The sequence below is a fragment of the Streptantibioticus rubrisoli genome, assembly GCF_024436055.1.
Taxonomy (GTDB): domain Bacteria; phylum Actinomycetota; class Actinomycetes; order Streptomycetales; family Streptomycetaceae; genus Streptantibioticus_A; species Streptantibioticus_A rubrisoli.
In genome coordinates this window covers 20,952-47,002 of the sequence record NZ_JANFNH010000017.1, presented here as the reverse complement: position 1 = coordinate 47,002, position 26,051 = coordinate 20,952, and the positions used below count along the sequence as shown (strand labels likewise).

At 71.9% G+C, this 26,051-nt stretch carries 19 protein-coding genes; 4 read left to right on the top strand and 15 right to left on the bottom strand.

The window, feature by feature from the left end:
- Window positions 1-60 precede the first annotated feature (60 nt).
- The 5 genes from NON19_RS16445 to hrcA all read right to left on the bottom strand — a co-directional run bounded on the left by NON19_RS16445 (window position 61) and on the right by hrcA (window position 7,598).
- A complete protein-coding gene (locus NON19_RS16445; protein WP_255928768.1) occupies window positions 61-3,306 on the bottom strand; it encodes a S41 family peptidase in 3,246 nt (1,081 codons plus the stop codon).
- Between the two features lie 88 nt (window positions 3,307-3,394).
- Entirely contained in the window at window positions 3,395-4,132 is a 738-nt protein-coding gene (locus NON19_RS16440) for a 16S rRNA (uracil(1498)-N(3))-methyltransferase (protein ID WP_255928766.1), read from the bottom strand.
- A complete protein-coding gene (locus NON19_RS16435; protein ID WP_255928764.1) occupies window positions 4,129-5,196 on the bottom strand; it encodes a nitronate monooxygenase in 1,068 nt (355 codons plus the stop codon). The genes NON19_RS16440 and NON19_RS16435 overlap by 4 nt, the downstream gene beginning before the upstream one ends.
- 245 nt (window positions 5,197-5,441) lie before the next feature.
- On the bottom strand, window positions 5,442-6,581 hold the full coding sequence (dnaJ, locus tag NON19_RS16430) for a molecular chaperone DnaJ (protein ID WP_255928762.1): 1,140 nt from the start codon (window positions 6,579-6,581) through the stop codon (window positions 5,442-5,444).
- Window positions 6,582-7,598: a heat-inducible transcriptional repressor HrcA gene (gene hrcA, locus NON19_RS16425; protein WP_255928760.1), complete on the bottom strand. Its 1,017-nt coding sequence runs from the start codon at window positions 7,596-7,598 to the stop codon at window positions 6,582-6,584.
- 238 nt (window positions 7,599-7,836) lie between these two features.
- Here hrcA and NON19_RS16420 point away from each other — a divergent pair, with 238 nt between their 5' ends.
- The gene (locus NON19_RS16420; RefSeq protein WP_255928758.1) at window positions 7,837-8,580 is read left to right on the top strand and encodes an MBL fold metallo-hydrolase; all 744 of its coding nucleotides are present in this window, start codon (window positions 7,837-7,839) and stop codon (window positions 8,578-8,580) included.
- Window positions 8,581-8,604: 24 nt separating this feature from the next.
- Window positions 8,605-9,435 carry a DUF3097 domain-containing protein gene (locus NON19_RS16415; RefSeq protein ID WP_255928756.1) on the top strand — a complete coding sequence of 277 codons (831 nt, stop codon included), beginning with the start codon at window positions 8,605-8,607 and terminating at the stop codon, window positions 9,433-9,435.
- A 78-nt stretch (window positions 9,436-9,513) separates the two neighbouring features.
- Here the strand turns inward: NON19_RS16415 and hemW are convergent, their stop codons facing one another.
- The 4 genes from hemW to lepA all read right to left on the bottom strand — a co-directional run bounded on the left by hemW (window position 9,514) and on the right by lepA (window position 15,592).
- Complete coding sequence (gene hemW / locus NON19_RS16410) at window positions 9,514-10,746, bottom strand: radical SAM family heme chaperone HemW (RefSeq protein WP_255928754.1); 1,233 nt, start codon at window positions 10,744-10,746, stop codon at window positions 9,514-9,516.
- Between the two features lie 200 nt (window positions 10,747-10,946).
- Window positions 10,947-12,824: an AMP-dependent synthetase/ligase gene (locus tag NON19_RS16405; RefSeq protein ID WP_255928752.1), complete on the bottom strand. Its 1,878-nt coding sequence runs from the start codon at window positions 12,822-12,824 to the stop codon at window positions 10,947-10,949.
- 298 nt (window positions 12,825-13,122) lie between these two features.
- Window positions 13,123-13,572, bottom strand: coding sequence for a hypothetical protein (locus NON19_RS16400; protein WP_255928750.1), 450 nt, complete (start codon window positions 13,570-13,572; stop codon window positions 13,123-13,125).
- A 151-nt stretch (window positions 13,573-13,723) separates the two neighbouring features.
- Window positions 13,724-15,592 carry a translation elongation factor 4 gene (lepA, locus tag NON19_RS16395; protein WP_255928748.1) on the bottom strand — a complete coding sequence of 623 codons (1,869 nt, stop codon included), beginning with the start codon at window positions 15,590-15,592 and terminating at the stop codon, window positions 13,724-13,726.
- 215 nt (window positions 15,593-15,807) lie between these two features.
- Between lepA and rpsT the strand changes: the two genes are divergently transcribed.
- Entirely contained in the window at window positions 15,808-16,074 is a 267-nt protein-coding gene (rpsT, locus tag NON19_RS16390) for a 30S ribosomal protein S20 (protein WP_255928746.1), read from the top strand.
- A gap of 318 nt (window positions 16,075-16,392) precedes the next feature.
- On the opposite strand, the gene holA is transcribed toward rpsT, so the two are convergent.
- A complete protein-coding gene (holA, locus tag NON19_RS16385) occupies window positions 16,393-17,379 on the bottom strand; it encodes a DNA polymerase III subunit delta (protein ID WP_255928744.1) in 987 nt (328 codons plus the stop codon).
- 84 nt (window positions 17,380-17,463) lie between these two features.
- Here holA and NON19_RS16380 point away from each other — a divergent pair, with 84 nt between their 5' ends.
- Window positions 17,464-17,709 carry a hypothetical protein gene (locus NON19_RS16380; protein ID WP_255928742.1) on the top strand — a complete coding sequence of 82 codons (246 nt, stop codon included), beginning with the start codon at window positions 17,464-17,466 and terminating at the stop codon, window positions 17,707-17,709.
- A gap of 119 nt (window positions 17,710-17,828) precedes the next feature.
- On the opposite strand, the gene NON19_RS16375 is transcribed toward NON19_RS16380, so the two are convergent.
- The 5 genes from NON19_RS16375 to leuS form a co-directional block, all read right to left on the bottom strand.
- Window positions 17,829-20,339, bottom strand: a complete 2,511-nt coding sequence (locus tag NON19_RS16375; RefSeq protein ID WP_372514166.1) for a ComEC/Rec2 family competence protein — start codon at window positions 20,337-20,339, stop codon at window positions 17,829-17,831.
- 5 nt (window positions 20,340-20,344) lie between these two features.
- Entirely contained in the window at window positions 20,345-21,187 is an 843-nt protein-coding gene (locus tag NON19_RS16370) for a ComEA family DNA-binding protein (RefSeq protein WP_255928740.1), read from the bottom strand.
- A 270-nt stretch (window positions 21,188-21,457) separates the two neighbouring features.
- Window positions 21,458-22,303: a DegV family protein gene (locus NON19_RS16365; protein ID WP_255928738.1), complete on the bottom strand. Its 846-nt coding sequence runs from the start codon at window positions 22,301-22,303 to the stop codon at window positions 21,458-21,460.
- Between the two features lie 51 nt (window positions 22,304-22,354).
- A complete protein-coding gene (locus tag NON19_RS16360; RefSeq protein ID WP_308213698.1) occupies window positions 22,355-22,960 on the bottom strand; it encodes a hypothetical protein in 606 nt (201 codons plus the stop codon).
- A 147-nt stretch (window positions 22,961-23,107) separates the two neighbouring features.
- Window positions 23,108-25,981, bottom strand: coding sequence for a leucine--tRNA ligase (leuS, locus tag NON19_RS16355; protein WP_255928736.1), 2,874 nt, complete (start codon window positions 25,979-25,981; stop codon window positions 23,108-23,110).
- Window positions 25,982-26,051: the final 70 nt, after the last annotated feature.

Here is a 26,051-nt window from a genome sequence, read left to right as displayed (position 1 = left end):
GTGTGGCCTACGGGGCGCATGCTACCGGGCGCGCCCCGTAGGGATGGTGGTGCGCCGGGCCTACGGGACCGCGGGCGGCGTCTTCGCGGGGTTGGCGGCCAGCGCCTCCAACGCCAGCGCGATGGCGGTGTCCAGTTGCGGGTCGCGGCCCGCCACCCAGTCCTGCGGGGTCGGCACCACCTCGACATCAGGGTCGACGCCGTGGTTCTCCACGTCCCAGCCGTATCCCTCAAGCCAGATCGCGTACTTGGGCTGGGTGACGCTCGTACCGTCCACCAGGTCGTAGCGCGAGTCGATGCCGACCACTCCGCCCCAGGTGCGGGTGCCGACCACCGGGCCGATGCCCAGGGCCTTGATGGCGGCGTTGACGATGTCGCCGTCGGAGCCGGAGTGCTCGTTGGCGATGGCCACCACCGGGCCGCGCGGCGCGTCCAGCGGATAACTGGACGGCCGCACCCCGCGCGGTACGTCCCAGCCGACGATCCGGCGGGCCAGCTTCTCCACCACCAGCTGCGAGGTGTGGCCGCCGCGGTTCTCCCGCAGGTCGACCACCAGGCCCTCGCGGGTCACCTCCACCCGCAGGTCGCGGTGCAGCTGCGCCCAGCCGGAGCCGACCATATCGGGAACGTGCAGATAGCCGAGGCGGCCGCCGCTCTGCCGGTGGACATGGGCGCGACGGTCCGCCACCCAGTCGTGGTAGCGCAGCGGCTCCTCGTCGGCGATCGGTACCACGACCACCGAACGGGTCTCCCCGGCAGCCGAGTTGGCCGGGGCGATGGTCAACTCGACCGGTTTGCCCGCGGTGCCGATCAGCAGCGGACCGGGACCGGTCAGCGGGTCCACCGGCTGGCCGTTGACCGCGAGCACACCGTCCCCGGCGCGTACCGCGACACCGGGCGCCGCCAGCGGTGAGCGGGCCGCCGGGTCGGAGGTCTCGGAGGGCAGCACCCGGTCGATGCGCCACACCCCGTGCTGGTCGCGGGAGAGGTCCGCGCCGAGCAGGCCCTGGCGGCTGAGCGCGTCACCGTGTCCGCCCGGCGGTGAGACATACGCGTGCGAGGTGCCCAGTTCGCCCTGCACCTCCCAGAGCAGGTCGACCAGGTCGTCGTGGGTGGCGAGCCGGTCGAGGACCGGACGGTAGCGGTCCAGTACCCCGTTCCAGTCCACCCCCGACATGTCCGGCCGCCAGAAGTGGTCGCGCATCAGACGGCCGGTCTCCGCGTACATCTGCCGCCACTCGGCGGCCGGTTCGACGGTCACCCTCACCCGGGAGAGGTCGACGGTGACGCTGTTGTCGCCGTCCTCGTCGTCGGACGCCTTGCTGTCGGACGGGACCAGCCGCAACTTGCCGCCGCAGATCAGCAGCAGCCGCTCGCCGTCCCCGGTGACCGCGAAGTCGTCGACGTCCTCGGCGAGTTCCTCGGAGCGCAGCCGCTGCAGGTCGTAGCGCTCCAGCGTGGTGGCTGGCGGCTGGGCCTGCGGGGTGGCCAGTGCCGCGCCGAGCACCCCAGAGAGCGGGTGCCGCAGCCACAGCACACCGTCCTTGGCGGTGTGCAGGTCCGAGTAGCGGGCGGCCTCCACCGGGAACGGCACGATGCGGTCGGCGAGGCCCTCCAGGTCAACCCGGGTGACCGGAGCGCGCTGCTCCTCGCCGCTCGCGCCCTCGCCCTCGTGCTTGTCGCCGTCCGGCTTGTCCTCGCAGGACGCGCCGAGCGGACGGCCGTGGCGCTGCGGGCCGAACGGGGACGGGGTGTCGGCGGCGAGCGTGATCAGGTGCGGGCGGCAGGCGTTGGGGAACGACAGGTCGAAGACATGGGCGTCGTAGACCGGGTCGAAGGCCCGCTCGGACAGGAACGCCAGGTGCTTGCCGTCCGAGGTGAACGCCGGTGCGTAGTCGTTGAAGCGCAGCGGTGTCGCGTCGGCGGCGGCGAGCGTGGTGGTGTTGGCGATCCTGAGCTGCCGCAGCGGGTCGGGTCCTGGCTGCGACCAGGCGAGCCAGCCGGAGTCGGGCGAGAACGCCAGGCCGCTGGCGTCGCCGTACTCGCTGGTCGACACCTCCCGCACCTCGCCGGTCTCCCGTTCCACCAGCAGCACCCGCCCATCGTGCGAGGCGACCGCGATCCGTCTGCCGTCCGGGGAGACGACGAGCTCCAGCACCCGGCCGAGTCGGCCCGCGGCCAGTCGGCGCCGTGTGCCGCCGGGCGGCAGACCGGTGGCGGGCGCGAACTCCAGGGCGTCCTCGCCCTCGGCGTCGGTCACCCAGACCACCTGCGGCGCGCCCTCGCCGCCCACCCGGAAGGTGCGGGGCAGCCGGGCGCGCACCCCGGGCTCGGCGGCGAGCGCGCGGGCCGGTCCCTCGCGGTGGGTCAGCCAGTGGATGGTGCCGCGCACCTCCACGGCACTGCCACGGCCGGTGTGGTCGGGGTACGCGTCGGCGAGGTGGTGGGCGGCGCGGATCGGGTGCGGGCGCAGATCGGTGCGCTGGCCGCCGAGCCGGATGGCCAGCGGACGCGGCTCGGTGCCGCTCAACAGGTCGTCCAGCAGGTGGAGTCGGCCCGCGCTGGTGTAGGCGACGCGGCTGCCGTCGGTGGCTGCCTGGCGGGCGTAGAAGCCGCCAAGCGGGGTGTGCCGCCGCAGGTCGGAGCCGTCGGGCAGGCTGGAGTAGAGGGCTCCGGTGCCTTCGTGGTCGGACAGGAACGCGATCCGGTCCCCCACCCACATCGGGCATTCGATATTGCCGTCGAGGTCGGCGTGGATCCGCCGGAACTCCCCGTCGCCTTCGGTGTCCAGCCACAACTTGCCCGCCGTGCCGCCCCGGTAGCGCTTCCAGGCGGCGGCGTCCCGGCCCATGGTGACGGACTGCAGCAGTACCGCGGCCCCCGGCCCGTAGGCGACGGCGCCGACCGGGCCGTACGGCAGGCGGCGCGGGGGGCCGCCGTCCACCGGTACCGCCCAGGCCCAGGTGCGGCGCAGCGACGCCTGCCCGTAGGCGCTGGTCGCGATGATCTCGCCGTCCGGTGTCCAACCGCACACCGCGGTCCGCGAACTCCCCCAGTACGTCAGCCGGTTGACCGGCCCGCCGTCCACCGGTGCCACGCACACCTCCGACGCGCCGTCACGCGTGGAGGTGAACGCGATGTACTCGCCGTTCGGCGAGATACACGGATGACGTACGGGCATGTTGTCCGCGCTGACCCGCCAGGCCCGACCGCCGTCGAGCGGCGCCGCCCAGACGTCGTCCTCGGCTGTGAAGGTGATCAGATCGCCGTGCGGATGCGGATACCTGAGGTACGAAGGCTGCGTCACACCGGCCACACTAATACTGGGCTTTTATCAGCGGGTCAGCCCATGGAAAACAGCCATCGGCCGCTGGAAAGCCGCTTCCGTACCGCGCTCAGGCCCACCGGCCGGTGCGGCCCAGCAGCAGCGCGGTGGCGGCCACCCCCGCCGTGGAGGTGCGCAGCACCGTGGGACCCAGCCGGTACGGCTTGGCGCCCGCCGCCGCGAAGGCGTCCAGTTCGTCGGGGGCGACGCCGCCTTCCGGGCCGACGACCAGCACGATGTCGCCCTCGGTGGGCAGCAGTGCGGTGGCCAGCGGTGCGCTGCCCTCCTCGTGCAGTACGGCGGCGAACGCGGCGCCGGAGAGCAGCTCGGCCACCTGACGGGTCGTCACAAGATCGCGAACCTGCGGCAGTCGCAGCCTTCTGGCCTGCTTGCCCGCCTCGCGCGCGGTGGCCCGCCACTTCGCCAGCGACTTGGCGCCGCGCTCGCCCTTCCACTGCGTGACGCAGCGGGCGGCGGCCCAGGGCACCACCGCGTCGACCCCGGTCTCGGTCATCGTCTCGACGGCCAACTCGCCCCGGTCGCCCTTCGGCAGCGCCTGGACGACGGTGATCCTCGGATTGGGCGCGGGCTCGGTACGGGTCCGGGTGACGGCGACCTCCAGCCGGTCCTTGCCCTCGATGGCGGCCACCGTGCCGTAGGCGCCGGTGCCCTCGCCGTCGGTCAGCACGATCTCCTCGCCGACCCGCAGCCGCCGCACCGAGACCGCGTGGCGGCCCTCGGGGCCGGTGAGCGTGAGCCGGTCACCGGTCAACTCGCCTGGTTCCACCAGGAAGACGGGGGCGGTCATGGGCGGCCCTTCGCCAACTGCTCGCGGGCCGCGTCGAGTTCGGCGCCGAGCACGTCCACCAGCCGGGCGGCGGGCAGTTCGCGGGCCAGCCGGTGGCCCTGTCCGGCCCACAGCGCCATCGCCTGCGGGTCACCGGCCGCGGCGGCCGCCTTGCGCAGGCCCGCGGTCAGGTAGTGCACCTGCGGGTAGGCGGCCGGAGCGTACGGGCCGTGCTCGCGCATGAAGCGGTTGACCAGGCCACGGGCCGGACGGCCAGAGAACGCCCGGGTCAACTCGGTGTGGGTGAACAGCGGGTCGGTCAGCGCGCGCTTGTGCAGCACGTTGGCGCCGGACTCCGGGCAGACCAGGAAGGCGGTGCCGAGCTGGGCCGAGCTGGCGCCCGCCGCCAGCACCGCGGCGATCTGGCCGCCGCGCATGATGCCGCCCGCGGCGATGATCGGCAGCCGGACCGCCTCGCGGATGGCGGGAATCAGCGACAGCAGCCCGGCCCCGGCGCCGTCCAGCTGCGGGTCGTCGCGGTGCGTGCCCTGGTGACCGCCCGCCTCGACGCCCTGCACGCACACCGCGTCCGCGCCCGCCCACTGGGCCGCCTGCGCCTCGGCGACCGAGGTGACGGTGACCACGGTGTACGTACCGACCCGGGCGAGCCGGTCGATCACGGCGCGGCTGGGGCAGCCGAAGGTGAAGCTCACCACCGGAACCGGATCATCCGTGAGCACCGCCACCTTGGCGTCGAAGGCGTCGTCGGTGCCCGCGTCGGTGTCGCCCAGTTCGGTGTCGTACCAGCTTGCCTCACCGGCGAGTTGCTCCCGGTACACCTCAACGGCGGCCGGATCGGCGGTGTTCGGCTGCGGCATGAACAGGTTGACCCCGAACGGCCGTGAGGTCAGCGTCCGAAGCTGCTTGACCTCCTGGTACATCGCCTCGGGCGTCTTGTACCCGGCGGCCAGGAACCCCAGTCCCCCGGCCTCACTCACCGCCGCCGCGAGCTGCGGGCACGAGGCCCCACCCGCCATCGGCGCCTGAACGATGGGCAGAAGCGAAAGCTCGGTCAACGCGGCCATGGGTACATCCTGTCACGGCGCCGTGACACCGCCCCTGCGGGGCGCTCCACTGAGGGTGCGGCAGGGACCGTCGGTCGACTGCGGCATCGTCGTGGCTGGTCGCGCCCACGCGGCGGAGCCGCACATGAACACAGCCCCGCGCCCCTTCGGGGCGCTACCGAACCGCAGCGGGCCTCGCCCGACCCGCTTGGGGCCGTTCCGGGGGCGGGAGAGCCCCGCCACCCCAAAACCCCCCAACGGCCGCGTCAGCGGCCGTTGAACGCGTCCTTGAGCCGCGAGAACAACCCCTGCTGGCCAGGCTGGAAGTGGCCAGCAGGCCGCTCCTCCCCCCGCAGCGCGGCGAGCCGCCGGAGCAGCTCCTCCTGCTCCGGGTCCAGCTTGGTCGGCGTCTGCACCTCGACGTGCACCACGAGATCGCCGCGACCGCCACCCCGCAGATGGGTGATGCCGCGCTGGTGCAGCGGAATCGACTGACCGGACTGCGTCCCGGGCCGGATGTCGACCTCCTCCAGCCCGTCCAGCGTCTCCAGCGGCACCTTGGTGCCGAGCGCCGCCGCCGTCATCGGAATGGTCACCGTGCAGTGCAGATCGTCGCCGCGCCGCTGGAACACCGCGTGCGGCAGCTCGCGGATCTCCACGTAGAGGTCACCGGCCGGGCCGCCGCCCGGGCCGACCTCGCCCTCACCGGCGAGCTGGATGCGCGTGCCGTTGTCGACGCCCGCCGGAATCTTGACCGTGAGCGTCCTGCGGGAGCGGACCCGCCCGTCCCCGGCGCACTCCGGGCACGGCGTCGGCACGACCGTGCCGAACCCCTGGCACTGCGGGCACGGCCGGGACGTCATGACCTGGCCCAGGAAGGACCGGGTGACCTGGGAGACCTCACCGCGACCGCGGCACATGTCACAGGTCTGCGCCGAGGTGCCCGGCGCGGCGCCCTCACCGCTGCACGTGGTGCAGGTGACGGCGGTGTCCACCTGGATGTCCTTGGTGGTGCCGAACGCGGCCTCGTCCAGCTCGACTTCGAGCCGGATCATCGCGTCCTGGCCGCGCCGGGTCCGCGACCGCGGCCCGCGCTGCGACGCCTGGCCGAAGAAGGCGTCCATGATGTCGCTGAAGTTGCCGAAGCCCGCGCCGAAGCCACCCGCCGCGCCCGCACCGGCGCCGGACGCCGACAGCGGGTCCCCGCCCAGGTCGTAGACCTGCTTCTTCTGCGGGTCGGAGAGGACCTCGTAAGCGGCGTTGATCTCCTTGAACCGCTCCTGGGTCTTCGGGTCGGGGTTGACGTCCGGGTGCAGCTCGCGAGCGAGACGGCGGAACGCCTTCTTGATCTCGTCCTGGCTGGCGTCGCGTCGTACGCCCAGGACCGCGTAATAGTCCGTGGCCACTTACGACTCCGCCAGGATCTGTCCGACGTACCTCGCCACTGCGCGTACCGCTCCCATCGTTCCGGGGTAGTCCATGCGGGTCGGGCCGACCACGCCTAGCCTGGCGACCGCCTCGTCGCCGGAACCGTAGCCCATCGCGACGACAGACGTGGAACTCAGGCCCTCATGGGCGTTCTCGTGGCCGATGCGCACCGTCACGCCGGAGTCCTTGACCTCGCCGAGCAGCTTGAGCAGTACCACCTGCTCCTCCAGGGCCTCCAGGACCGGGCGGATCGTCAGGGGGAAGTCATGGTTGAAGCGCGTCAGGTTCGCGGTGCCGCCGAGCATGATCCGCTCCTCGGTCTCCTCGACCAGCGTCTCCAGCAGCGTGGCGAGCACGGTGGAGACCGTGGGACGGTCGTCGTGCTCGAAGGACTCGGCCAGGTCCTGCACCAGCGACGGCACGTCCGAGAAGCGGTGGCCCACCACCCGGCTGTTGAGCCGGGCCCGCAGGTCCGCCAGCACGGTCTCGCCGACCGGCGCCGGGCAGTCCACCAGCCGCTGCTCGACCCGACCGGTGTCCGTGATCAGCACCAGCATCACCCGCGCGGGGGCGAGTGAGAGCAACTCCACATGGCGCACCGTGGAACGGGTCAGCGACGGGTACTGCACGACCGCGACCTGCCGGGTGAGCTGCGCCAGCAGCCGCACCGTGCGCGCCACCACGTCGTCGAGGTCCACCGCGCCGTCCAGGAAGTTCTGGATCGCCCGGCGCTCGGCGGCGGTCAGCGGCTTGACCCCGGCCAGCTTGTCGACGAAGAGGCGGTAGCCCTTGTCGGTGGGGATCCGGCCCGCGCTGGTGTACGGCTGGTGGATGAAGCCCTCTTCCTCCAGCACCGCCATGTCGTTGCGCACCGTGGCGGGCGAGACGCCCAGCCGATGACGCTCGGTGAGCGCCTTCGAACCGACCGGCTCCTCCGTGCCCACGTAGTCCTGGACGATGGCGCGCAGCACTTCGAGTCTGCGTTCGCTGAGCATTGCGCACACCTCCAAGCGGTGGTCCCGTTGCGGGCCGTTCAGTCCTTCAGGTACTTCCCCCTGGCACTCATCAGCCACGAGTGCCAGAAATCCCGCAGCCAGTGTACGGCCGAGTAGTCAGGGGACGGCAAGGGTGTGCCCCGTACGCCGCCGCGACCTGGCGTTACAACCCGCCGGTACAGTTGGTCAGCCACGGTACCGCGAGCGTCGTCGACCGCCCGCCGATAGCGTCGTCCCTGTGGACAACGCGGAAGGCAACGCGTCGCGCGCGGCCGCGGGCGGCGAGGTGTGGGAACGGCTCGCACCGGGGGTCGCCCGGCGCCGACTGCCGTTCCTCGACGTGACGATCGGCGTGGTGGTGGGCACCGACGACGTGCTGGTGATCGACACCGGGTCCACGGTGCGCACCGGCGCGCAGCTGAACCAGCAGCTGAGGGAGTTGACCGGTCGCCCGGTCGGCCATGTCGCGCTCACCCACGGCCACTTCGACCACGTCTTCGGCACCGCGGCCTTCCCCGGCGCCCAGGTGTACGGGGACATGGCGCTGGACGGCTATCTGGAACGGGAGCGCGAGGCGCTGAGGGCCGACGCGGTACGGCACGGGACGGACCCGCGGGAGGCCGCCGAGGCGAGTGCGGCGCTGGTGCGGCCCGGCCATCTGGTCGACAACTGGTACGAGATCGACCTGGGCGACCGTGAGGTGCTACTGGTGCACCCCGGGCGCGGGCACACCGACCACGACCTGGCGGTGGTCGTCCCGGGCACCCCCAGCGTGGTGTTCTGCGGCGACCTGGTGGAGGAGTCCGGCGAACCGCAGGCCGGTCCGGACGCGGTACCGGGCGAGTGGCCGCGAACGCTGGACCGGCTGCTGGAAGTGGGCGGTGAGACCGCGCTGTACGTCCCCGGGCACGGCGCGACGGTGGACGCCCGGTTCGTCCGCCGCCAACGCGACGCGCTCGCCCGGCGTTTCGAGGGGGCGTGACCGGGCGCGGATACCATCTGGCGTATGCGCAGCAGGAGTTACGGCCCGGACCTGACCCCGCCCTGGAAGCGGAGCAAGCCCGCGCCCGAGGTGGCGGCGGAGCCGGACCTGGTGGTGGAGGAGGTCGCCAGCGGCTTCTGCGGTGCGGTGGTGCGCTGTGAGAAGACCGCGCAGGGCCACACGGTGACCCTGGAGGACCGCTTCGGCAAGCACCGGGTCTTCCCCATGGAACCGCGCGGCTTCCTGCTCGACGGCAAGGTGGTGACCCTGGTCCGCCCGGCCGCCGTGGCGGCGCCTCGCGGGCCCAGGCTCACGGCTTCCGGTTCGATAGCGGTTCCGGGCGCCAGGGCGCGGGTGGCCCGGGCGGGGCGCATCTATGTGGAGGGGCGCCACGACGCCGAGTTGGTGGAGCGGGTGTGGGGCGATGACCTGCGCGTCGAGGGCGTGGTGGTGGAGTACCTCGAGGGCATCGACGATCTCCCGTCCATCGTCGCGGAGTTCGCCCCCGGCCCTGACGCCCGGCTGGGTGTTCTGGTGGACCACTTGGTGCCCGGCTCCAAGGAGTCCCGCATCGCGGAACAGGTGAGCGGCGACGACGTCCTGGTGGTCGGTCACCCGTACATCGACGTCTGGGAGGCGGTGAGACCGTCCTCCGTCGGCATCCCCGACTGGCCGAAGGTACCGCACGGGCAGGACTGGAAGACGGGCGTGTGCCGGGCGCTGGGCTGGCCGCAGAACACGGGCGCGGCGTGGCAGCGCATCCTGGGCTCGGTGCGGTCGTACAAGGATCTCCAGCCGGAACTGCTGGGCAGGGTGGAGGAGTTGATCGACTTTGTGACGGTGGGGGTCAGCTGAGGCGCTGGAACCGGCCCGTCTCCAGTTGGACGCCGAGGGCGTCGATGGGCACGGACCTCGCTTGAGGCCGCAGCCTGATCAGTCCACCAGATCCCGCACCACCGCGTCCGCCAGCAGCCGCCCCCGCAGGGTGAGCACCGCTCGCCCTGCCTCGTACGGCCCCGCCTCCAGCAACCCGTCGGCGACGTGCCTGGCCGCCGCCCGCGCCCCCGCCGGGGCCAACAGGTCCAGGGGGCAGCCGTCGGAGAGCCGCAGCTCCAGCAGGATCCGCTCCACCCGGCGGTCCTCCGCCGAAAGGATCTCGCGCCCGGCCCCGGGCGACCGCCCCTCGGCCAGCGCCTGCGCGTACGCGCCGGGGTGCTTGACGTTCCACCACCGCACGCCGCCCACGTGGCTGTGGGCGCCGGGGCCCGCGCCCCACCAGTCGGCGCCGCGCCAGTACAGCTCGTTGTGGCGGCAGCGGCCGGGCTGCGAGGTCGCCCAGTTCGACACCTCGTACCAGCCGAACCCGGCACGGGAGAGCGTCTCCTCGGCCATCAGGTAGCGGTCGGCGTGTACGTCGTCGTCGGTCATCGGGATCTCGCCGCGGCGGATCCTCCGGGCCAGCTGGGTGCCCTCCTCGACGATCAGCGCGTAGGCGGACACATGATCAGGACCGGCCGCGATCGCCGCGTCCAGTGACGCCTGCCAGTCCTCGTCGCTCTCACCGGGCGTGCCGTAGATCAGGTCGAGGTTGACGTGCTCGAAACCGGCGGCCCGCGCCTCGCCGACGCACGCCTCCGGCCGTCCCGGCGTGTGGGTGCGGTCCAGGATCTTCAGCACGTGCTGCCGGGCGCTCTGCATGCCGAACGAGACCCGGTTGAAGCCGCTCGCCCGCAGCTCGCCCAGATACTCCGGATCAACGGATTCCGGATTGGCTTCCGTGGTGATCTCGGCGCCGTCCGCCAGCCCGAACTCCTCGCGGATCGCGGCCAGCATCCGCCCCAGGTCGGCGGCCCGCAGCAGGGTCGGGGTGCCGCCGCCGACGAACACCGTCTCCACCGGGCGCGGATCATCGCCCAGCACCTTGCGGGCCAGCCTGACCTCTTCGACCAGCGTCTGCGCGTAGTTGTCCCGCGAGGCGAGCGCACCGCCGGAACCCCGCAGCTCGTTCGCGGTGTAGGTGTTGAAGTCGCAGTACCCGCAGCGGGTCGCGCAGTAGGGCACGTGCAGGTAGAAGCCCAGCGGCCGGTCGGCCGCGCCCGCCAGGGCATCGGCGGGCAGCGAGCCGTCGTGCGGTACGGGCTCGCCGTCGGGCAGTACGGATGGCATACGGACATTGTCCCGTATGCCAGATCGAACCCCGCTGGGCGGCGTCGGGCGCACCGGGTGCCGTGCCCCTTCGGGGCCGGTAGGGCTTCGCCCGGTGCGCTGTGTTCAGACCGCCGATCACCGCCGTCCTGGTCGCTCACCATCGCGGCGGTGGTCTCTCACGCGGAACGCGGGCTTACCGGAGCGCAGGGGTCCGCCCGCTACGCCTCGCGGGTGCCCGCGTACATCTCGTCGATGAGGTCCTTGAACTCCCGTTCCACCACAGGGCGCTTGAGCTTCAGGCTCGGGGTCAGCTCGCCGTGCTCGACGGTCAGGTCGCGCGGCAGCAGACGGAACTTCTTGATCGTCTGCCAGCGTTGCAGGCCCTCGTTGATCCGCTTCACATAGCCCTCGACCAGTTCCCTGGTCTGCGGGGCGGCGACGACCTCCGGGTAGCTGCGGCCCGCCAGGTCGTGCTCCTTGGCCCAGCCCATGATGGTGGGCTCGTCGAGCGCGATCAGCGCGGTGCAGAAGTTGCGGTTGGCGCCGATCACCAGCACGTTGCTCACGAACGGACAGGCCGCCTTGAACTGGCCCTCGACCTCGGCGGGCGAGATGTACTTGCCGCCGGAGGTCTTGATCAGGTCCTTCTTGCGGTCGGTGATCCGCAGGAAGCCGTCATCGGACAGTTCGCCGATGTCACCGGTGTGGAACCAGCCGTCCGGTTCCAGCACCTCCTCGGTCTTCTCCGGCAGGCCGTGGTAGCCCTGCATGATGCCGGGGCCGCGCAGCAGGATCTCGCCGTCCTCCGCGATCCGCACCTCGGTGCCGGGCAGCGGCTTGCCGACGGTGCCGGTGCGGTAGTTCTCGCCGGGGTTGACGAAGCTGGCGGCACTGGACTCGGTGAGGCCGTAGCCCTCCAGGATGTGGATGCCAGCGCCGGAGAAGAAGTAGCCGATCTCCGGGGCGAGCGCGGCCGAACCGGAGACGCAGGCCCGCAGGCGGCCGCCGAAGGCCTCCCGGATCTTGGCGTAGACCAGCTTGTCGGCGATGGCGTGCTTGGCGGCCAGGCCGAACGGCACCGAGGGGTTGCCGCTCGCCCGGCGGTTCTCCTGGGAGGTCCTGGCGTACTCGCGGGCGACCTCGGCCGCCCACTGGAAGATCTTGTACTTGGCGGCACCGCCCGCCCGGGCCTTGGCCGCCACGCCGTTGTAGACCTTCTCGAAGATGCGCGGCACGGCCGCCATGTAGGTCGGCTGGACCACCGGCAGATTTTCGATGATCTTGTCCACCCGGCCGTCCACCGCGATCACGTGCCCCAGCTCGATGTGGCCCGCGGTGAGCACCTTGCCGAAGACGTGCGCGAGCGGCAGCCACAGGTACTGCACGTCCTCGGGGCCGAGCAGGCCGGTGGAGGCGATGGCCTTGGCCATGTACGACCAGGCGTCCTGCGGGAGGCGTACGCCCTTGGGCCGACCGGTGGTGCCCGAGGTGTAGATGAGGGTGGCGAGCTGGTCAGAGGTGATTCCGTCGACCGCCTTCCTGACCGCCTCCGGGTGCTTGTCGAGGTAGGCGGCGCCGCGCCGTTCCAGCTCCTCCAGGGTGAGCACCCAGTCGCCGTCGCCGTCCGGCACGCCGGTGGGGTCGATCACCACGACATGGCTCAACGCGGGCAGTTCTGCGCGGCGTTCACGTGCCTTGGCCAGTTGGGCGGCGTCCTCGGCGATCAGCACCCGGCTGCCGGAGTCGGCGAGGATGAAGCCGGACTCCTCGGCGTTGGTGCTGGGGTAGATGGTGGTGGTGGCGGCGCCCGCGCACAGCACCCCGAGGTCGGCCAGTATCCACTCGATCCGGGTGTTGGCGGCGATCGCGACCCGCTCCTCCGGGTGCACCCCGAGGTCGATCAGCCCGGCGGCGATCGCGTACACCCGCTGCGCGGCCTGCGCCCAGCTCAGCGAGTGCCACTGCTCGGGCCCGCCGCCTTCACTGGGCAGCGGATGGCGGTACGCCTCTGTGTCCGGGGTTGCCTCGACCCGCTGGAGGAAGAGATGGGCCACGGACGGCGGCCGACTCTCGATCGATGCCTGTGTTTCGGTCACGACAACCTCCGGGGCCCGCGTCAATGCCAGGTCATTGCTTGTGACTCATCGGTAACCTTCGAGCAGGGATCAGGTTAGACGCCATGCACCCGGCACGTAAGGGTCTGCGGGATGCTTCATTCAATCCGTGACCACCGGGATAGCTGCGCGATGCATGGAAAATGGGGCCGGTGCCATTAAGTCGCGCCAACCCGTTAAAACGGGCCAGCGCGGAAAAGGCCTGCCGAATGTGTGCGTGCGAAAGGCCCGGCGCGTCGGCGCCGGGCCCTCGGACACGCCGGGCCTGTGGGCGAAGGGGTCAGTGGCGGCTGACGGTCACCCCGCCGACCGGCAGGCCGCCGAGTAGCTTCTTGGAGGCGTGCTGGGCGACGCCCTGCGGGAGGTGCTGGCGCAGCCCCTGCGTCCGGTGCTGGGCGAGGGCGAACAGTCCCTGCGGCTGATGGTTGGGGCCGGAGGCCTGGCCGGGTGGCGGTGAGTCGACCGCGTGGCACAGCTCGTTGACGGCGTCACTGCCGCGGGTGACCCGGGTGTCGTTGAACGCCTTGGGCAGACGACCGGTGGACAGCAGGGTCCAGCCGATCTCGGTGGCGTCCTTGGTGGCGCAGGACGCGCCGTTGTTGAGGTTCAGATGGCCCTCGTCGAAGCGGTTGGGGTCGTCGGCGAACGCCGTCGGCGACACCACCCCGACTGCCAGCGCTGAGGCCGCCGCTACGAAGATCGCCCGCCTGGCAACCGAGGAGTCACTCACAGTGCAGTCCCTTCTCTCGCGCCGCGCTGTCGCGCCGCTGCCACCGTGCGTAACGGATTGGCGGCCCGGCCGTTACGGTGCGAATACGGCGTACGAGTGGGACGAGGGCCTGCCCGGGCGGCGGGCAGGCCCTGACGAGCACTGACGGGGGTTACTTCTTGCTCTTGCTGTCGCCCTCGTCGGTGGACAGCGCGGCGATGAAGGCCTCCTGCGGCACCTCGACGGCGCCGACCATCTTCATCCGCTTCTTGCCTTCCTTCTGCTTCTCCAGCAGCTTCCGCTTGCGCGAGATGTCACCGCCGTAGCACTTGGCGAGCACGTCCTTGCGGATCGCGCGCACCGTCTCGCGGGCGATGACCCGGCTGCCGATGGCGGCCTGGATCGGCACCTCGAACTGCTGCCGCGGGATCAGCTCGCGCAGCTTGCCCGCCATCCGCACGCCGTACGCGTACGCCTTGTCCTTGTGCAGGATCGCGGAGAAGGCGTCCACCTTGTCGCCATGCAGCAGGATGTCCACCTTGACCAGCTCGGATGTCTGCTCGCCGGTGGGCTCATAGTCGAGCGAGGCGTAACCGCGGGTCTTGGACTTCAGCTGGTCGAAGAAGTCGAAGACGATCTCGGCGAGCGGCAGCGTGTAGCGCAGCTCGACCCGGTCCTCGGACAGGTAGTCCATGCCGAGCAGGCTGCCGCGCCGGGACTGGCACAGCTCCATGATCGCGCCGACGAACTCGCTGGGCGCCAGCACGGTGGCGCGCACCACCGGCTCGTAGACCTCGGCGATCTTGCCGGTCGGGAACTCGCTCGGGTTGGTCACGGTGTGCTCGCTGCCGTCCTCCATGATCACCCTGTAGATCACGTTGGGCGCGGTGGCGATCAGGTCCAGGCCGAACTCGCGCTCCAGGCGCTCCCGGATCACGTCCAGGTGCAGCAGCCCGAGGAAGCCGACGCGGAAACCGAAGCCGAGCGCGGCCGAGGTCTCCGGCTCGTAGACCAGGGCGGCGTCGTTGAGCTGGAGCTTGTCCAGCGCGTCGCGCAGCTCCGGGTAGTCCGAGCCGTCCAGCGGGTACAGGCCCGAGAAGACCATGGGCTTGGGGTCCTTGTAGCCACCCAGGGGCTCGGTGGCGCCCTTGTGCAGCTGGGTGACGGTGTCACCGACCTTGGACTGGCGGACATCCTTGACGCCGGTGATCAGATACCCCACCTCGCCGACGCCCAGCCCGTCGGAGGCCGTCATCTCCGGCGAGGAGACGCCGATCTCCAGCAGCTCGTGGGCCGCGCCGGTGGACATCATCTGGATGCGCTCGCGCCTGGAGAGCTTGCCGTCGACGACCTTCACATAGGTGACGACACCGCGGTACGAGTCGTACACCGAGTCGAAGATCATCGCCCGGGCCGGGGCGTCCGCCTTGCCGACCGGCGCCGGTACCTCGGCGACCACCTTGTCCAGCAGCTCGGCCACGCCCACGCCGGTCTTGGCGCTCACCTTGAGCACCTCGGACGGGTCGCAGCCGATGATGTGCGCCAGCTCGGCGGCGTACTTCTCGGGCTGGGCGGCGGGCAGGTCGATCTTGTTGAGCACCGGGATGATGGTGAGGTCGTTCTCCAGCGCCAGGTAGAGGTTGGCGAGGGTCTGCGCCTCGATGCCCTGGGCGGCGTCCACCAGCAGGATCGTGCCCTCGCACGCGGCGAGCGAGCGGGAGACCTCGTAGGTGAAGTCCACGTGGCCGGGCGTGTCGATCATGTTGAGGACGTGCGTGGTGCCCGCGCCGTCGCCGGTGGTCGGGGCCCACGGCAGCCGAACGGCCTGGGACTTGATCGTGATGCCGCGCTCACGCTCGATGTCCATCCGGTCCAGGTACTGGGCGCGCATCTGCCGCTGCTCGACGACACCGGTGAGCTGGAGCATCCGGTCGGCGAGGGTCGACTTGCCGTGGTCGATGTGCGCGATGATGCAGAAGTTGCGGATCAGCGCCGGGTCGGTACGGCTCGGCTCCGGCACGTGGGTTGGGGTCGCGGGCACGCAGGGTCCTGATTCTCGACTCATGGTCGACGGGTCGACGTGTGTGGGCGGATCGATACGTTGCCCTCCATAGTCCCATGCACGACGGGTGGACAGCGGTTTGGGAGGCGTATGGACCTGCTGGTAGCCTGGACCACTGTGCCTCGTGCCCTCTAATCCGAGGCGCTCCCAGGCACACAGTCGATTCACTCAGTCAAACCTGAAAAGGCTTATTCGTGGCGAACATCAAGTCCCAGATGAAGCGGATCAAGACGAACGAGAAGGCTCGTCAGCGGAACAAGGCCGTCAAGTCCTCGCTGAAGACCGCGATCCGCCGCACCCGTGAGGCCGTGGCCGCCGGTGACCCGGAGAAGGCCACCGTTGCCGCCCGCGAGGCCGCCAAGAAGCTCGACAAGGCCGTCAGCAAGGGTGTGATCCACAAGAACAACGCCGCCAACAAGAAGTCGGCGCTGGCCAAGAAGGTCGCGGAGCTCCAGGGCTGAGCCTCCCCGCCTGATCCGTCGGTACGGAACCAAGCGGACCCTCTCAACCGCTCCACACCGACACCCCCTCCGCTTCATTGCGGCACGCGCCGCACGCGGCCTGCGTTCGCCACGCGGGTGCGGCGCACCACTGCACGACCGAAGGCCCCGTTGCCGTCATTCCCCGACGGCAACGGGGCCTTCGCGCTGCTCGGGGGGCGCGGTAGCGCCTAAAGGGGCGCGGGGCAGTGTTCATGTGCGGCTCCGCCGCGTGGGCGCGACCAGCCGCGATGGCGCCGCGGACGTCGACGGCACATCGCCGCACTCCCAGCGGAGCGCTCAGCGCCGGGAGCGGGCGGCGCGGGCGATGGTGACGACCGCCTTCTCCAACGCGTACGCCGGGTCGGCGGCCGCGCCCTTCACGGCGGCGTCGGCCTCGGCGACCGCTTGGAGGGCGGCCGCCACTCCGTCGCCGGACCAGCCGCGCATCTGCTGCCGCACCCGGTCGATCTTCCACGGCGGCATACCCAGCTCACGGGCCAGATCGCCGGGGCGGGCGCCGCGTGGAGCGGTGGCCAGCTTGCCGATCGCCCGCACCCCGGAGGCGAGCGCGAAGGTGATGCCGGGCAACGGCTGGCCCACCGCGAGCGCCCACCGCAGCCGCTCCAGGGCTTCCGCGGTACGGCCGGTGACGGCGAGGTCGGCGACCTCGAAGCCGGTGGCCTCGGCGCGCCCGGTGTAGTAGCGGGCGACCACCGCCTCGTCGATGGTGCCGTCCACATCGGCGGCCAGTTGCGCGCAGGCGGAGGCCAGTTCACGCAGGTCGCTGCCGATGGCGTCGACCAGCGACTGGCACGCCTCCGGGGTCGCGGACCGGCCCGCGGTGCGGAACTCGCCCCGGACGAAGGCCAACCGGTCAGCGGGCTTGGTCATCTTCGGGCAGGCGACCTCGCGCGCTCCGGCCTTGCGGGCGGCGTCCAGCAGGCCCTTGCCCTTGGCACCGCCCGCGTGCACCAGGACCAGCGTGATCTCCTCGGCGGGCGCGGCGAGATACGCCTTGACGTCCTTGACCGTGTCCGCCGACAGGTCCTGTGCCGCGCGCACCACGACGACCTTGCGCTCCGCGAACAGCGACGGGCTGACCAGCTCGGCGAGCGTGCCGGGCTGCAGCGCGTCCGGGGCCAACTCCCGTACGTCGGTGTCGGGGTCAGCGGCTCGGGCGGCCGCGACGACCTGTGCCACGGCACGGTCGATCAGCAGGTCCTCCTGCCCCACGGCGAGCGTGACAGGGGCGAGTGGGTCATCGGTCGACGTCTTCTTTGCCATCGCGGTCCAGCATCCCACGGGCCACTGACAGTCCACCCCACACCTGCCGGAAACCCCGCTCAGGCCGTACCCGACAATGTCGCCGTGAGCATTGTTCGACATGTGCTGGTACTCCCCGATCGCGACGCGGCGGAGGAGGTGGCCGAAGAGGTGGCGGAGCGCTTCGGCCTGGAGCAGGAGCCGCAACTGGTACGGGAGGCCCTGGCGGGCGAGGACGACGCCGAGGACGCCCAGTGGCTGGTCATCATCGAGGACACCGAGGGCGACCTCGACTCCACCGCCCTCGACGCCCTCGCCGAGGAGTACGACGGCTGGCGCGAGGAGGAGTAAAGGCTCCGCTGGGAGCGCGGCGATGTGCCGGTCGATCGTTTGCGGCACCGTTGTGGCTTGTCGCGCCCACGCGGCGGAGCCGCACATGAACACTGCCCCGCGCCCCTTCAGGGCGGCGCTCACTCCCATATCGACGCCCTCGCAAGGCTCGCGCCCATCTCCTCTCCGTTGCCCCCCGTGATGGCGATCGGGCCGTCGGTGTCAGTGCGCAGGACCGTGGCGCCTTCGGTGTGCAGGGTGGTCAGGGTGTGAGGTGAGGGGTGGCCGTACCTGTTGCCCGTGCCGCACGAGATGAGGGCCAGGCGGGGGTGCAGCTGGGCCAGGAGGGCGGGGTCCTGGTGGGAGGAGCCGTGGTGGGCGACCTTGAGGACGTCGACCGGCGGGAGATCGGGGTGGCGGGCCAGCAGCTCGCGCTGGGCCGGGGGCTCCAGGTCGCCCAGGAGTATCAGGGTGAGGCCCGCGGTTCTGACCAGCAGGGTGACGCTGGAGTCGTTGGGGTCGGCGGCTGGCAGGGCGGTTCGCGGCTCTGGTGGCCAGAGGATCTGCCAGTCCAGGCGGCCGAGTTGGCGCCGCTCCCCCTCTGTCGCGCGCAGCACCGGGATGTGTGCCGCCTCGGCGCGGCGGCGTACCGAGGCGGCTTCGCCGGGCGGCGCGTCCACGGTCGTGGTCTCGATCGCGCCCACGCTGCGACCGGCCAGGACGCCGGGGAGCCCGGCGACGTGGTCGGCGTGGAAGTGGGTGAGGACCAGCAGCGGAATCGTGGTCACGCCAAGGGACTTCAGGCACCGGTCGACCAGCATCGGCTCGGGACCGGTGTCGACCACCACCGCTGAGCCGTCACCGTCACCGGAGTTGAGCACCAACGCGTCCCCCTGCCCGACGTCGCACGCCGCCATCCGCCACCCCGCGGGCGGCCAGCCGGTGGCCAGCCGGGTGAGCGGGGCGGGCGCGAGCACCGCGACCAGCAGCAGTGCCGCCAGCGCGGCGCAGACCCACGGGTGGCGGGCGATACGCCGGGCGAGCAGCAGCCCCACGGCGGTGAGGGCGGCCAGCAGCAGTCCGCCCGTCCAGCCACCGGGCCAGTCCAGCGCCGCCCCCGGCAGTGCGGCGCCCTTACGGGCGACCACGCCGATCCACACCACCGGCCAACCCGCCAGCCACGCAAGGCATTTGGCGGCGAACATCGACACCGGCGCCGCCACCAGGGCGGCGAAGCCCAACACGGTGGCTGGCGGCACCGCCAACTCGGCCAGCAGGTTGCACGGGATGGCGACCAGGCTGATGTGCGCGGCGAGCACGGCGACCAGCGGTGCGCACAGCACCTGCGCGGCCGCGGCGGCCGCCACGGCCTCCGCCGGATGCGCCGGAACACCGCGCCGCCGCAGCGCGGCGCTCCACCCCGGGGCCAAGGTCAGCAGCCCGGCCGTGGCCAGCACCGACAGCGCGAAGCCATAGGAGCGGGCCAGCCACGGGTCGTAGAGGACCAGGGCGATGACGGCGGCGGCCAGCGCGGGCAGCAGGGCGCGCCGCCGTCCCGTACCGATCGCCAGGAGCGTGATCAGACCGCAGACGGCGGCTCGCAGCACGCTCGGATCCGGTCGGCACAGCACCACGAAGCCGACGGTCAGCGCCCCGCCGAGGAGTGCGGTGAGCCGCAGCGACAGGCCCAGTCTGGCGGCGATGCCCCGGCGTTCCGCGCGTACCGCCAGTGAGGGCGGGCCGATCAGCAGGGCGAGGATCACGGTCAGATTGGCACCGCTGACCGCCAGCAAATGGGTCAGGTCGGTGGCGGCGAAGGCCTCCTGCAGGTCGGGCGGCACGCGGGAGGTGTCTCCGACCACCAGGCCGGGGATCAACGCGCGGGCGTCCGGCGACAGTTGGTCGGTCGCGTCCCGCAATCCCGCGCGCAGCGCTCCGGCCAGCCGCTGGACCGCCGACGGCGGCCGGGTGACGGTCGGCGGGCCGTGCACCTGGAGGACGGCGGCGCTGCGGTCGGCCTGTCTGGTGGTGGGGGCGAGTTGGCCGTCCAGGGTGAGGACGGTGGACGGCAGCAGCCCCAGCCATGCCTGGGCGCTGTCCCCGGGCTGGGCGATGAGCAGCACGGGGGTGCGCACGGCGGTGGTGGTGCCCCGCGAGGTGACGCGCGACGCCTCGCCCTCCGCGATGACGGACAGCGGGGCGGGCGTCGAACCACGTGCCCGCGGGGTTACCGCTCGGGGGTCACTGGTGAGCGTCAACTCGACGGTGGCACGGGCCTGTTGGGCGGCGAGCGACGGGATCGGCCCCCGATGCAGGCCCGCCACGCCCAGTGCCGCCACGCCCGCGGCGGCGCAGGCGCACAGCAGCGTCGCGGCCGCCACCGCGGCGGTGCCGACGCCCCGTCTCATCCCGCCCGGCGCCGCGCGGTGTGCGACGCACAGGGCCAGGGCGGCGACGAGACAGACCCCGGCGCCGACGGCCACCCAGCGGCCGGGTGCGTTCAACGCGATGACGGCGGCGAGCCAGGTCGCCACCGCGGGCGGCACCAGGCGCAGGTCGGCCGGTCCGTCCTGCCCCGCCCGGGGCGCGCCCACGCCGTCGGGCGGCGCGACCGGAGGCGCGGCGGGGCGTGCTGTGCTCACGGCGTTCATGGCGTTCATGGCCGCACCAACGGCTGGAGTTCCTGGAAACGACGCTCCCCCACCCCGGTGACCTGGCGGAGTTGGCCGACGGAGGTGAACGCGCCGTGCTCGGTGCGGTATTCGACGATGCGGCGGGCGAGCACCGGGCCGACGCCGGGCAAGGCGTCAAGCTGCTCGGCCGTGGCGGTGTTGAGGCTGAGCGGACCGTTCGTCCCCCCGCCCGTGCCCGACGCCTGCGCCGCACCGCCCCCTCGGCTGCCCGCGCCCTCGGCGGGCGCCACGGGCTGGCCGACCACGACCTGCTCCCCGTCCGTGAGCGGCCGGGCCAGGTTGAGGCCGCTGGTGTCGGCACCCGGCAGCGGGCCGCCCGCCGCCTTCAGCGCGTCGGTGACGCGTGACCCGGCCGGGAGGTGCCGTACTCCCGGGGCCCGTACCTTTCCGGCGACGTCGACCACCACCTCCGCGGTCGACGGTCGGACCGTCGGCGTCGCCGAGCCGCCGGTCACCTGCCCTACCGGGAAGGTGGCGGCCCGTGCGACGGGCGGCGGCTGCACCGTACGCGGCCTGCCCGCCCAGAAGTGGTGCGCCGCGAAGACCGCCGCCAGCACCAGCACACCGGCGAGGGCGGCGACCGTGCGCAGTTCCATCCCGCATCTCAACTGCACCCAGACCGGCAGCCGTTCGAAGACGGCGGTCCGCCACGAGGGGCGGCGCGGCGGCCGCCGCGGCCGCGCGGCAGCGGGCTCCGGGGCAGGATCGGCACCCGTCGGCGGGCGGTCGAACAGCGCGTCCGCGCGCGCTCGGGCGACGGTGTCACTGTCGCTGGGGCGATTGGCAGTTGCGGTGTGCGTTCCCATGCCTACTGACAGTAGGCAGTTGAACCGAACGCTGCCGAGTCCAGCCAAATCCCGTGGATTACTGGGCAGTTGTGGATAACTTGGTCATTCGATCGGGTGAACTCAGGCCAGCGCGCTAACCGCTCCGCTGGGGGTGCGGCGATGGGTGCCGTCAATTCGTCTGCAGCGCCGTTGCGGCTGGTCGCGCAGTTCCCCGCGCCCCTTCAGGGCGCAGTCCCCGCGCCCGGCCACGCGCACCCGCCACCAGCACCCCGTCCTCGGCGGGGACCCTCACCGTGGTGAGACGACCGCCCCCAACAGCCCCGGTCCGGTGTGCGCCCCGATGACCGCCCCGACCTCGCTCACATGCAGCTCCGCCACCCCAGGCACCCGGGCCCGCAGGCGCTCCGCCAGGGTCTCGGCGCGGTCGGCGGCGGCCAGATGGTGGACGGCGATGTCCACCACCGCCTGACCCGCCCGCTCCGCTACGACCTCCTCCAGCCGGGCGATGGCCCGGGAAGCCGTGCGCACCTTCTCCAGCAGCTGGATCCGCCCCTCCGCGAGCTGCAACAGCGGCTTGACGGCCAGCGCCGAGCCCAGCAGGGCCTGTGCCGCGCCGATCCGGCCGCCGCGCCGCAGATAGTCCAGGGTGTCCACGTAGAAGTAGGCGGAGGTCCCCGCGGCGCGCTTCTCCGCCGCCGCGACGGCGTCGTCCACCGTGCCCCCGGACTGTGCCGCCTCGGCCGCCGCGAGCACCGGGAAGCCCAGCGCCATCGCCACCATGCCGGTGTCCACGACCCGGACCGGAACCGGCGCGGTCTCGGCCGCGACGCACGCCGCGTCATAGGTCCCGGAGAACTCGGCGGACAAGTGGAGGGAGACCACGGCGCTGGCGCCCGCGTCCGCCGCGGCGCGGTAGGCGGCGGTGAACCGCTCCGGTCCCGGCCGTGAGGTGGTCACCGGTCGACGGCGGCGCAACGCGGTGGCGACCGTCTGGGCCGAGCCCTCGGTGCCCTCCTCCAGCATCTCGTCACCCAGGATCACGGTGAGCGGAACCACCGTGATGTGATGGCGGGTCAGCGCCTCCTGCGGCAGGTAGGCCGTGGAATCGGTGACGATGGCGACATGCGCAGACATGAGCGGGACCCTACCCGTCAACCCTGTGCCGACAACACCGCTGCCCGCGGCTCAGCGACGGCCGCGCGACTGCCCCTGGTCCAGCTCCGACCGCGTCGGGGCGTCGACCTCGGTCGGCACCCAGTGCCGCAGTGCGCCCGCTTCCAGCTCGATCTCCCGGCCGAGCGCGGCGAGTTCGTCGTCACCGAACTGCCGGGCGCGATCCTGGGCCGCCCAGCGCAGCGAGTCCGCGCTGTGGGTGACGCGTTCCGTGCGCTGCCGCAGTTCCGGCAGGCGGGCGGCGATCCGGCCCCGGTCGGGCTCGCGCTCCAGCAGCCGCAGCTCGTCGTCCAGGCAGTGCGCGTGCTCCCGCAGCCGGTCGAGCAGGCCCAGCGCCTCGCGCAGCGCCGGGTCAGCCGCGACACCGGCCTCCAGCGCCTGACGGGTGCCGATCATGGACTCGCGCAGTTCCAGCCGTAGCGACGCCAACTCGCCGAGCGCGCCGGGCTGACCGTACTTCTTCGCCTTGAGGGTGGTCTCCTCGACCACGCGTCGCGCCTGGGCGCTGGTGCGCTCCACCCCGCGGCGCACGGCCCGCACCGTCTTGACCGCCGCGACCACACCGAGCACCACGGCCGCCAGCAGGACCAGCGCGAGTACCCCGAAAACGGCAACCATGGACGCTCCCTCTCCCACCACGACCGAAAACACCCACCGAAGACACCCGCCGAAAGCGGTTGCCTCCACGGTAGAACGGACGGGGCCGGTCGCAGTTCCAGTGGAACCCGCAACCGGCCCCGAACCGCCCCCCTAGGGGGCGCGATGTCACGCGGGCACGACGTTCACCAGCTTCGGCGCCCGGACGATGACCTTGCGGATGCCCGCACCGCCCAGCGCCGCCTGTACCGCCTCGTCGGCCAGCGCCAGCTTCTCCAGCTCCGCCTCGCCGATGGCCGGGGGAACCTCCAGGCGCGCCTTGACCTTGCCCTTGACCTGGACGACACAGGTGACCGTCTCGTCCTGAACATACGCCGGGTCGGCGACCGGGTAGTCGGTGTGGGCCAGCGACTCGGTGTGGCCCAGCTTGCGCCACAGTTCCTCGGCGATGTGCGGGGCCAGCGGAGCGACGAGCAGCACCATCCGCTCGGCGACCGTGCGCGGCACCCGGGGCAGCTTGGTGAGGTGGTTGTTCAGCTCGGTGGCCTTGGCGATGGCGGTGTTGAAGCGCAGGCCCGCCATGTCGCCGCGGATGCCGTCGATCGCCTTGTGCAGCGCGCGCAGCGTCTCCTCGTCCGGCTCCTCGTCCACCACGGTGACCTCGCCGGTGGCCTCGTCCACGACGTTGCGCCACAGCCGCTGCAGGAACCGGTAGGAGCCGACGACGGCCCGGGTGTCCCACGGCCGCGACACGTCCAGCGGGCCCATCGCCATCTCGTACAGGCGCAGCGTGTCGGCACCGTACTCGGCGCAGATCTCGTCCGGGGTGACCGCGTTCTTCAGGGACTTGCCCATCTTGCCCAGCTCGCGCTTGACCTGCTGGCCGTCGTGGAAGTACTGGCCGTCGCGCTCCTCGACCTCGGCCGCCGGGACGGGGAAGCCGCGGCTGTCGCGGTAGACGTAGGCCTGGATCATGCCCTGGTTGTAGAGCTTGTGGAACGGCTCGTACGACGAGATGTGGCCCAGGTCGTACAGCACCTTGTGCCAGAAACGGGCGTACAGCAGGTGCAGTACGGCGTGCTCGGCGCCACCCACGTACAGGTCGACACCGCCCGCGGGCTGGCCCTCGCGCGGCCCCATCCAGTACGCCTCGGCGGTCGGGTCGACCAGCCGCTCGCGGTTGTACGGGTCCAGGTAGCGCAGCTCGTACCAGCACGAACCGGCCCAGTTCGGCATGGTGTTGGTCTCACGGCGGTACGTCTTGGGTCCGTCGCCCAGGTCCAGCTCGACATTGACCCAGTCCTCGTTGCGGGACAGCGGGGTCTCCGGCGAGGTGTCGGCGTCGTCCGGGTCGAAGGTGCGCGGTGCGTAGTCGTCGATCTCGGGCAGTTCGACGGGCAGCATCGACTCGGGCAGCGGGTGGGCCACACCGTCCTCGTCGTAGACGATCGGGAACGGCTCGCCCCAGTAACGCTGGCGGCTGAACAGCCAGTCGCGCAGCCGGAAGTTGACGGTGCCCTCGCCGATGCCGCGGGCGGCCAGCCACTGGGTGATCTTCGACTTGGCCTCGGGAACCAGCAGGCCGTCCAAGGAGACCTCGGCGTTGGCGGAGTTGATGATCCGCGCGTCATAGGAGTCGAACGCGTCCTCCCATGTCGCCGGGTCCGTGCCGCGGTCGTCGCCAGGCTGCACCACACAGCGCATCGGCAGCTCGAAGGCGCGGGCGAACGCGAAGTCGCGGCTGTCGTGCGCCGGGACGGCCATGATGGCGCCGGTGCCGTAGCCCATCAGCACGTAGTCGGCGATGAAGACCGGAACGCGGTCGCCGCTGACCGGGTTCACCGCGTAGGCGCCGGTGAACACACCGGTCTTCTCCTTGGCCTCGGCCTGCCGCTCCAGGTCGGACTTGGCGGCGGCCTGCTTGCGGTACTCGGTGACGGCCTCGGCCGGGTTGGTGTGCCCGCCGGTCCATGCCGCAGGGGTGTCCTCGGGCCAGGTGGCCGGGACGAGCTTGTCCACCAGCTCATGTTCAGGGGCCAGCACCATGTAGGTGGCGCCGAACAGGGTGTCGGGGCGGGTGGTGAAGACGGTGATCTTGGCGTCCCCGTCGAAGCTGACAGGGAAGTCCACCCGGGCGCCCTCGGAGCGGCCGATCCAGTTGCGCTGCTGCAGCTTGATGGCCTCGGGCCAGTCCAGCGCGTCCAGGTCCTCCAGCAGCCGGTCGCCGTACGCGGTGATGCGCATCATCCACTGGCGCAGCTTCGCCTTGAACACCGGGAAGTTGCCGCGCTCGGAGCGGCCGTCCGCGGTGACCTCCTCGTTGGCCAATACGGTGCCCAGGCCCGGGCACCAGTTCACCGGCGAGTCGGAGGCGTAGGCCAGCCGGTAACCGCTGAGGATGTCGGCGCGCTCGACGGAGGTCAGCTCGGCCCAGGGGCGGCCGTCAGGAGTGGGCCGGGTGCCGGAGGCGAACTGCTCGACCAGCTCGTCGATCGGGCGGGCCCTGCGCGCCTCGGGGTCGTACCAGGAGTTGAAGATCTGCAGGAAGATCCACTGGGTCCACTTGTAGTACCCGGGGTCGATGGTGGCGAAGGAGCGGCGCTTGTCGTGCCCCAGGCCCAGGCGGCGCAGCTGGGCCTTCATGGTGGCCATGTTGGCCTCGGTGGTCACCCGGGGGTGGGTGCCGGTCTGCACCGCGTACTGCTCGGCGGGCAGGCCGAAGGCGTCGAAGCCCAGCGTGTGCAGCACGTTGTGGCCGGTCATCCGGTGGAAGCGGGCGAACACGTCGGTGGCGATGTAGCCCAGCGGGTGGCCCACGTGCAGTCCCGCGCCCGACGGGTAGGGGAACATGTCCATGATGAACTTCTTGGGCCGGTCGGTGACCTCCGCCGGACCGCCGAGCTCGCCACCGTCCGGGTTGGGGGCGTTGAAGGTGCCCTCGCGCTCCCAGAAGTCCTGCCAGCGCGCCTCGATGTCGGCGGCCAGCTGGGCGGTGTAGCGGTGCGGCGCGGCCGCCTCGGCGGCGGGGGTGGTCTCGCTCATGTCCCTCGAAGCTCCATCGATGTCATGACAGGCGTACGCCCGGTCTGCCTTCGGATCGTTTCGCCCCGGG

What these genes read in the sequence shown, in the direction of transcription:
- holA (WP_255928744.1), bottom strand. Translation starts at nt 17,379, where the DNA reads ATGGCAAAGAAGACGTCGACCGATGACCCACTCGCCCCTGTCACGCTC.
- NON19_RS16365 (WP_255928738.1), bottom strand. Translation starts at nt 22,303, where the DNA reads ATGTCTGCGCATGTCGCCATCGTCACCGATTCCACGGCCTACCTGCCG.
- leuS (WP_255928736.1), bottom strand. Translation starts at nt 25,981, where the DNA reads ATGAGCGAGACCACCCCCGCCGCCGAGGCGGCCGCGCCGCACCGCTAC.
- hrcA (WP_255928760.1), bottom strand. Translation starts at nt 7,598, where the DNA reads ATGCTCAGCGAACGCAGACTCGAAGTGCTGCGCGCCATCGTCCAGGAC.
- NON19_RS16360 (WP_308213698.1), bottom strand. Translation starts at nt 22,960, where the DNA reads ATGGTTGCCGTTTTCGGGGTACTCGCGCTGGTCCTGCTGGCGGCCGTG.
- hemW (WP_255928754.1), bottom strand. Translation starts at nt 10,746, where the DNA reads ATGCCATCCGTACTGCCCGACGGCGAGCCCGTACCGCACGACGGCTCG.
- NON19_RS16375 (WP_372514166.1), bottom strand. Translation starts at nt 20,339, where the DNA reads ATGAACGCCGTGAGCACAGCACGCCCCGCCGCGCCTCCGGTCGCGCCG.
- NON19_RS16370 (WP_255928740.1), bottom strand. Translation starts at nt 21,187, where the DNA reads ATGGGAACGCACACCGCAACTGCCAATCGCCCCAGCGACAGTGACACC.
- NON19_RS16415 (WP_255928756.1), top strand. Translation starts at nt 8,605, where the DNA reads ATGCGCAGCAGGAGTTACGGCCCGGACCTGACCCCGCCCTGGAAGCGG.
- NON19_RS16435 (WP_255928764.1), bottom strand. Translation starts at nt 5,196, where the DNA reads ATGGCCGCGTTGACCGAGCTTTCGCTTCTGCCCATCGTTCAGGCGCCG.
- NON19_RS16440 (WP_255928766.1), bottom strand. Translation starts at nt 4,132, where the DNA reads ATGACCGCCCCCGTCTTCCTGGTGGAACCAGGCGAGTTGACCGGTGAC.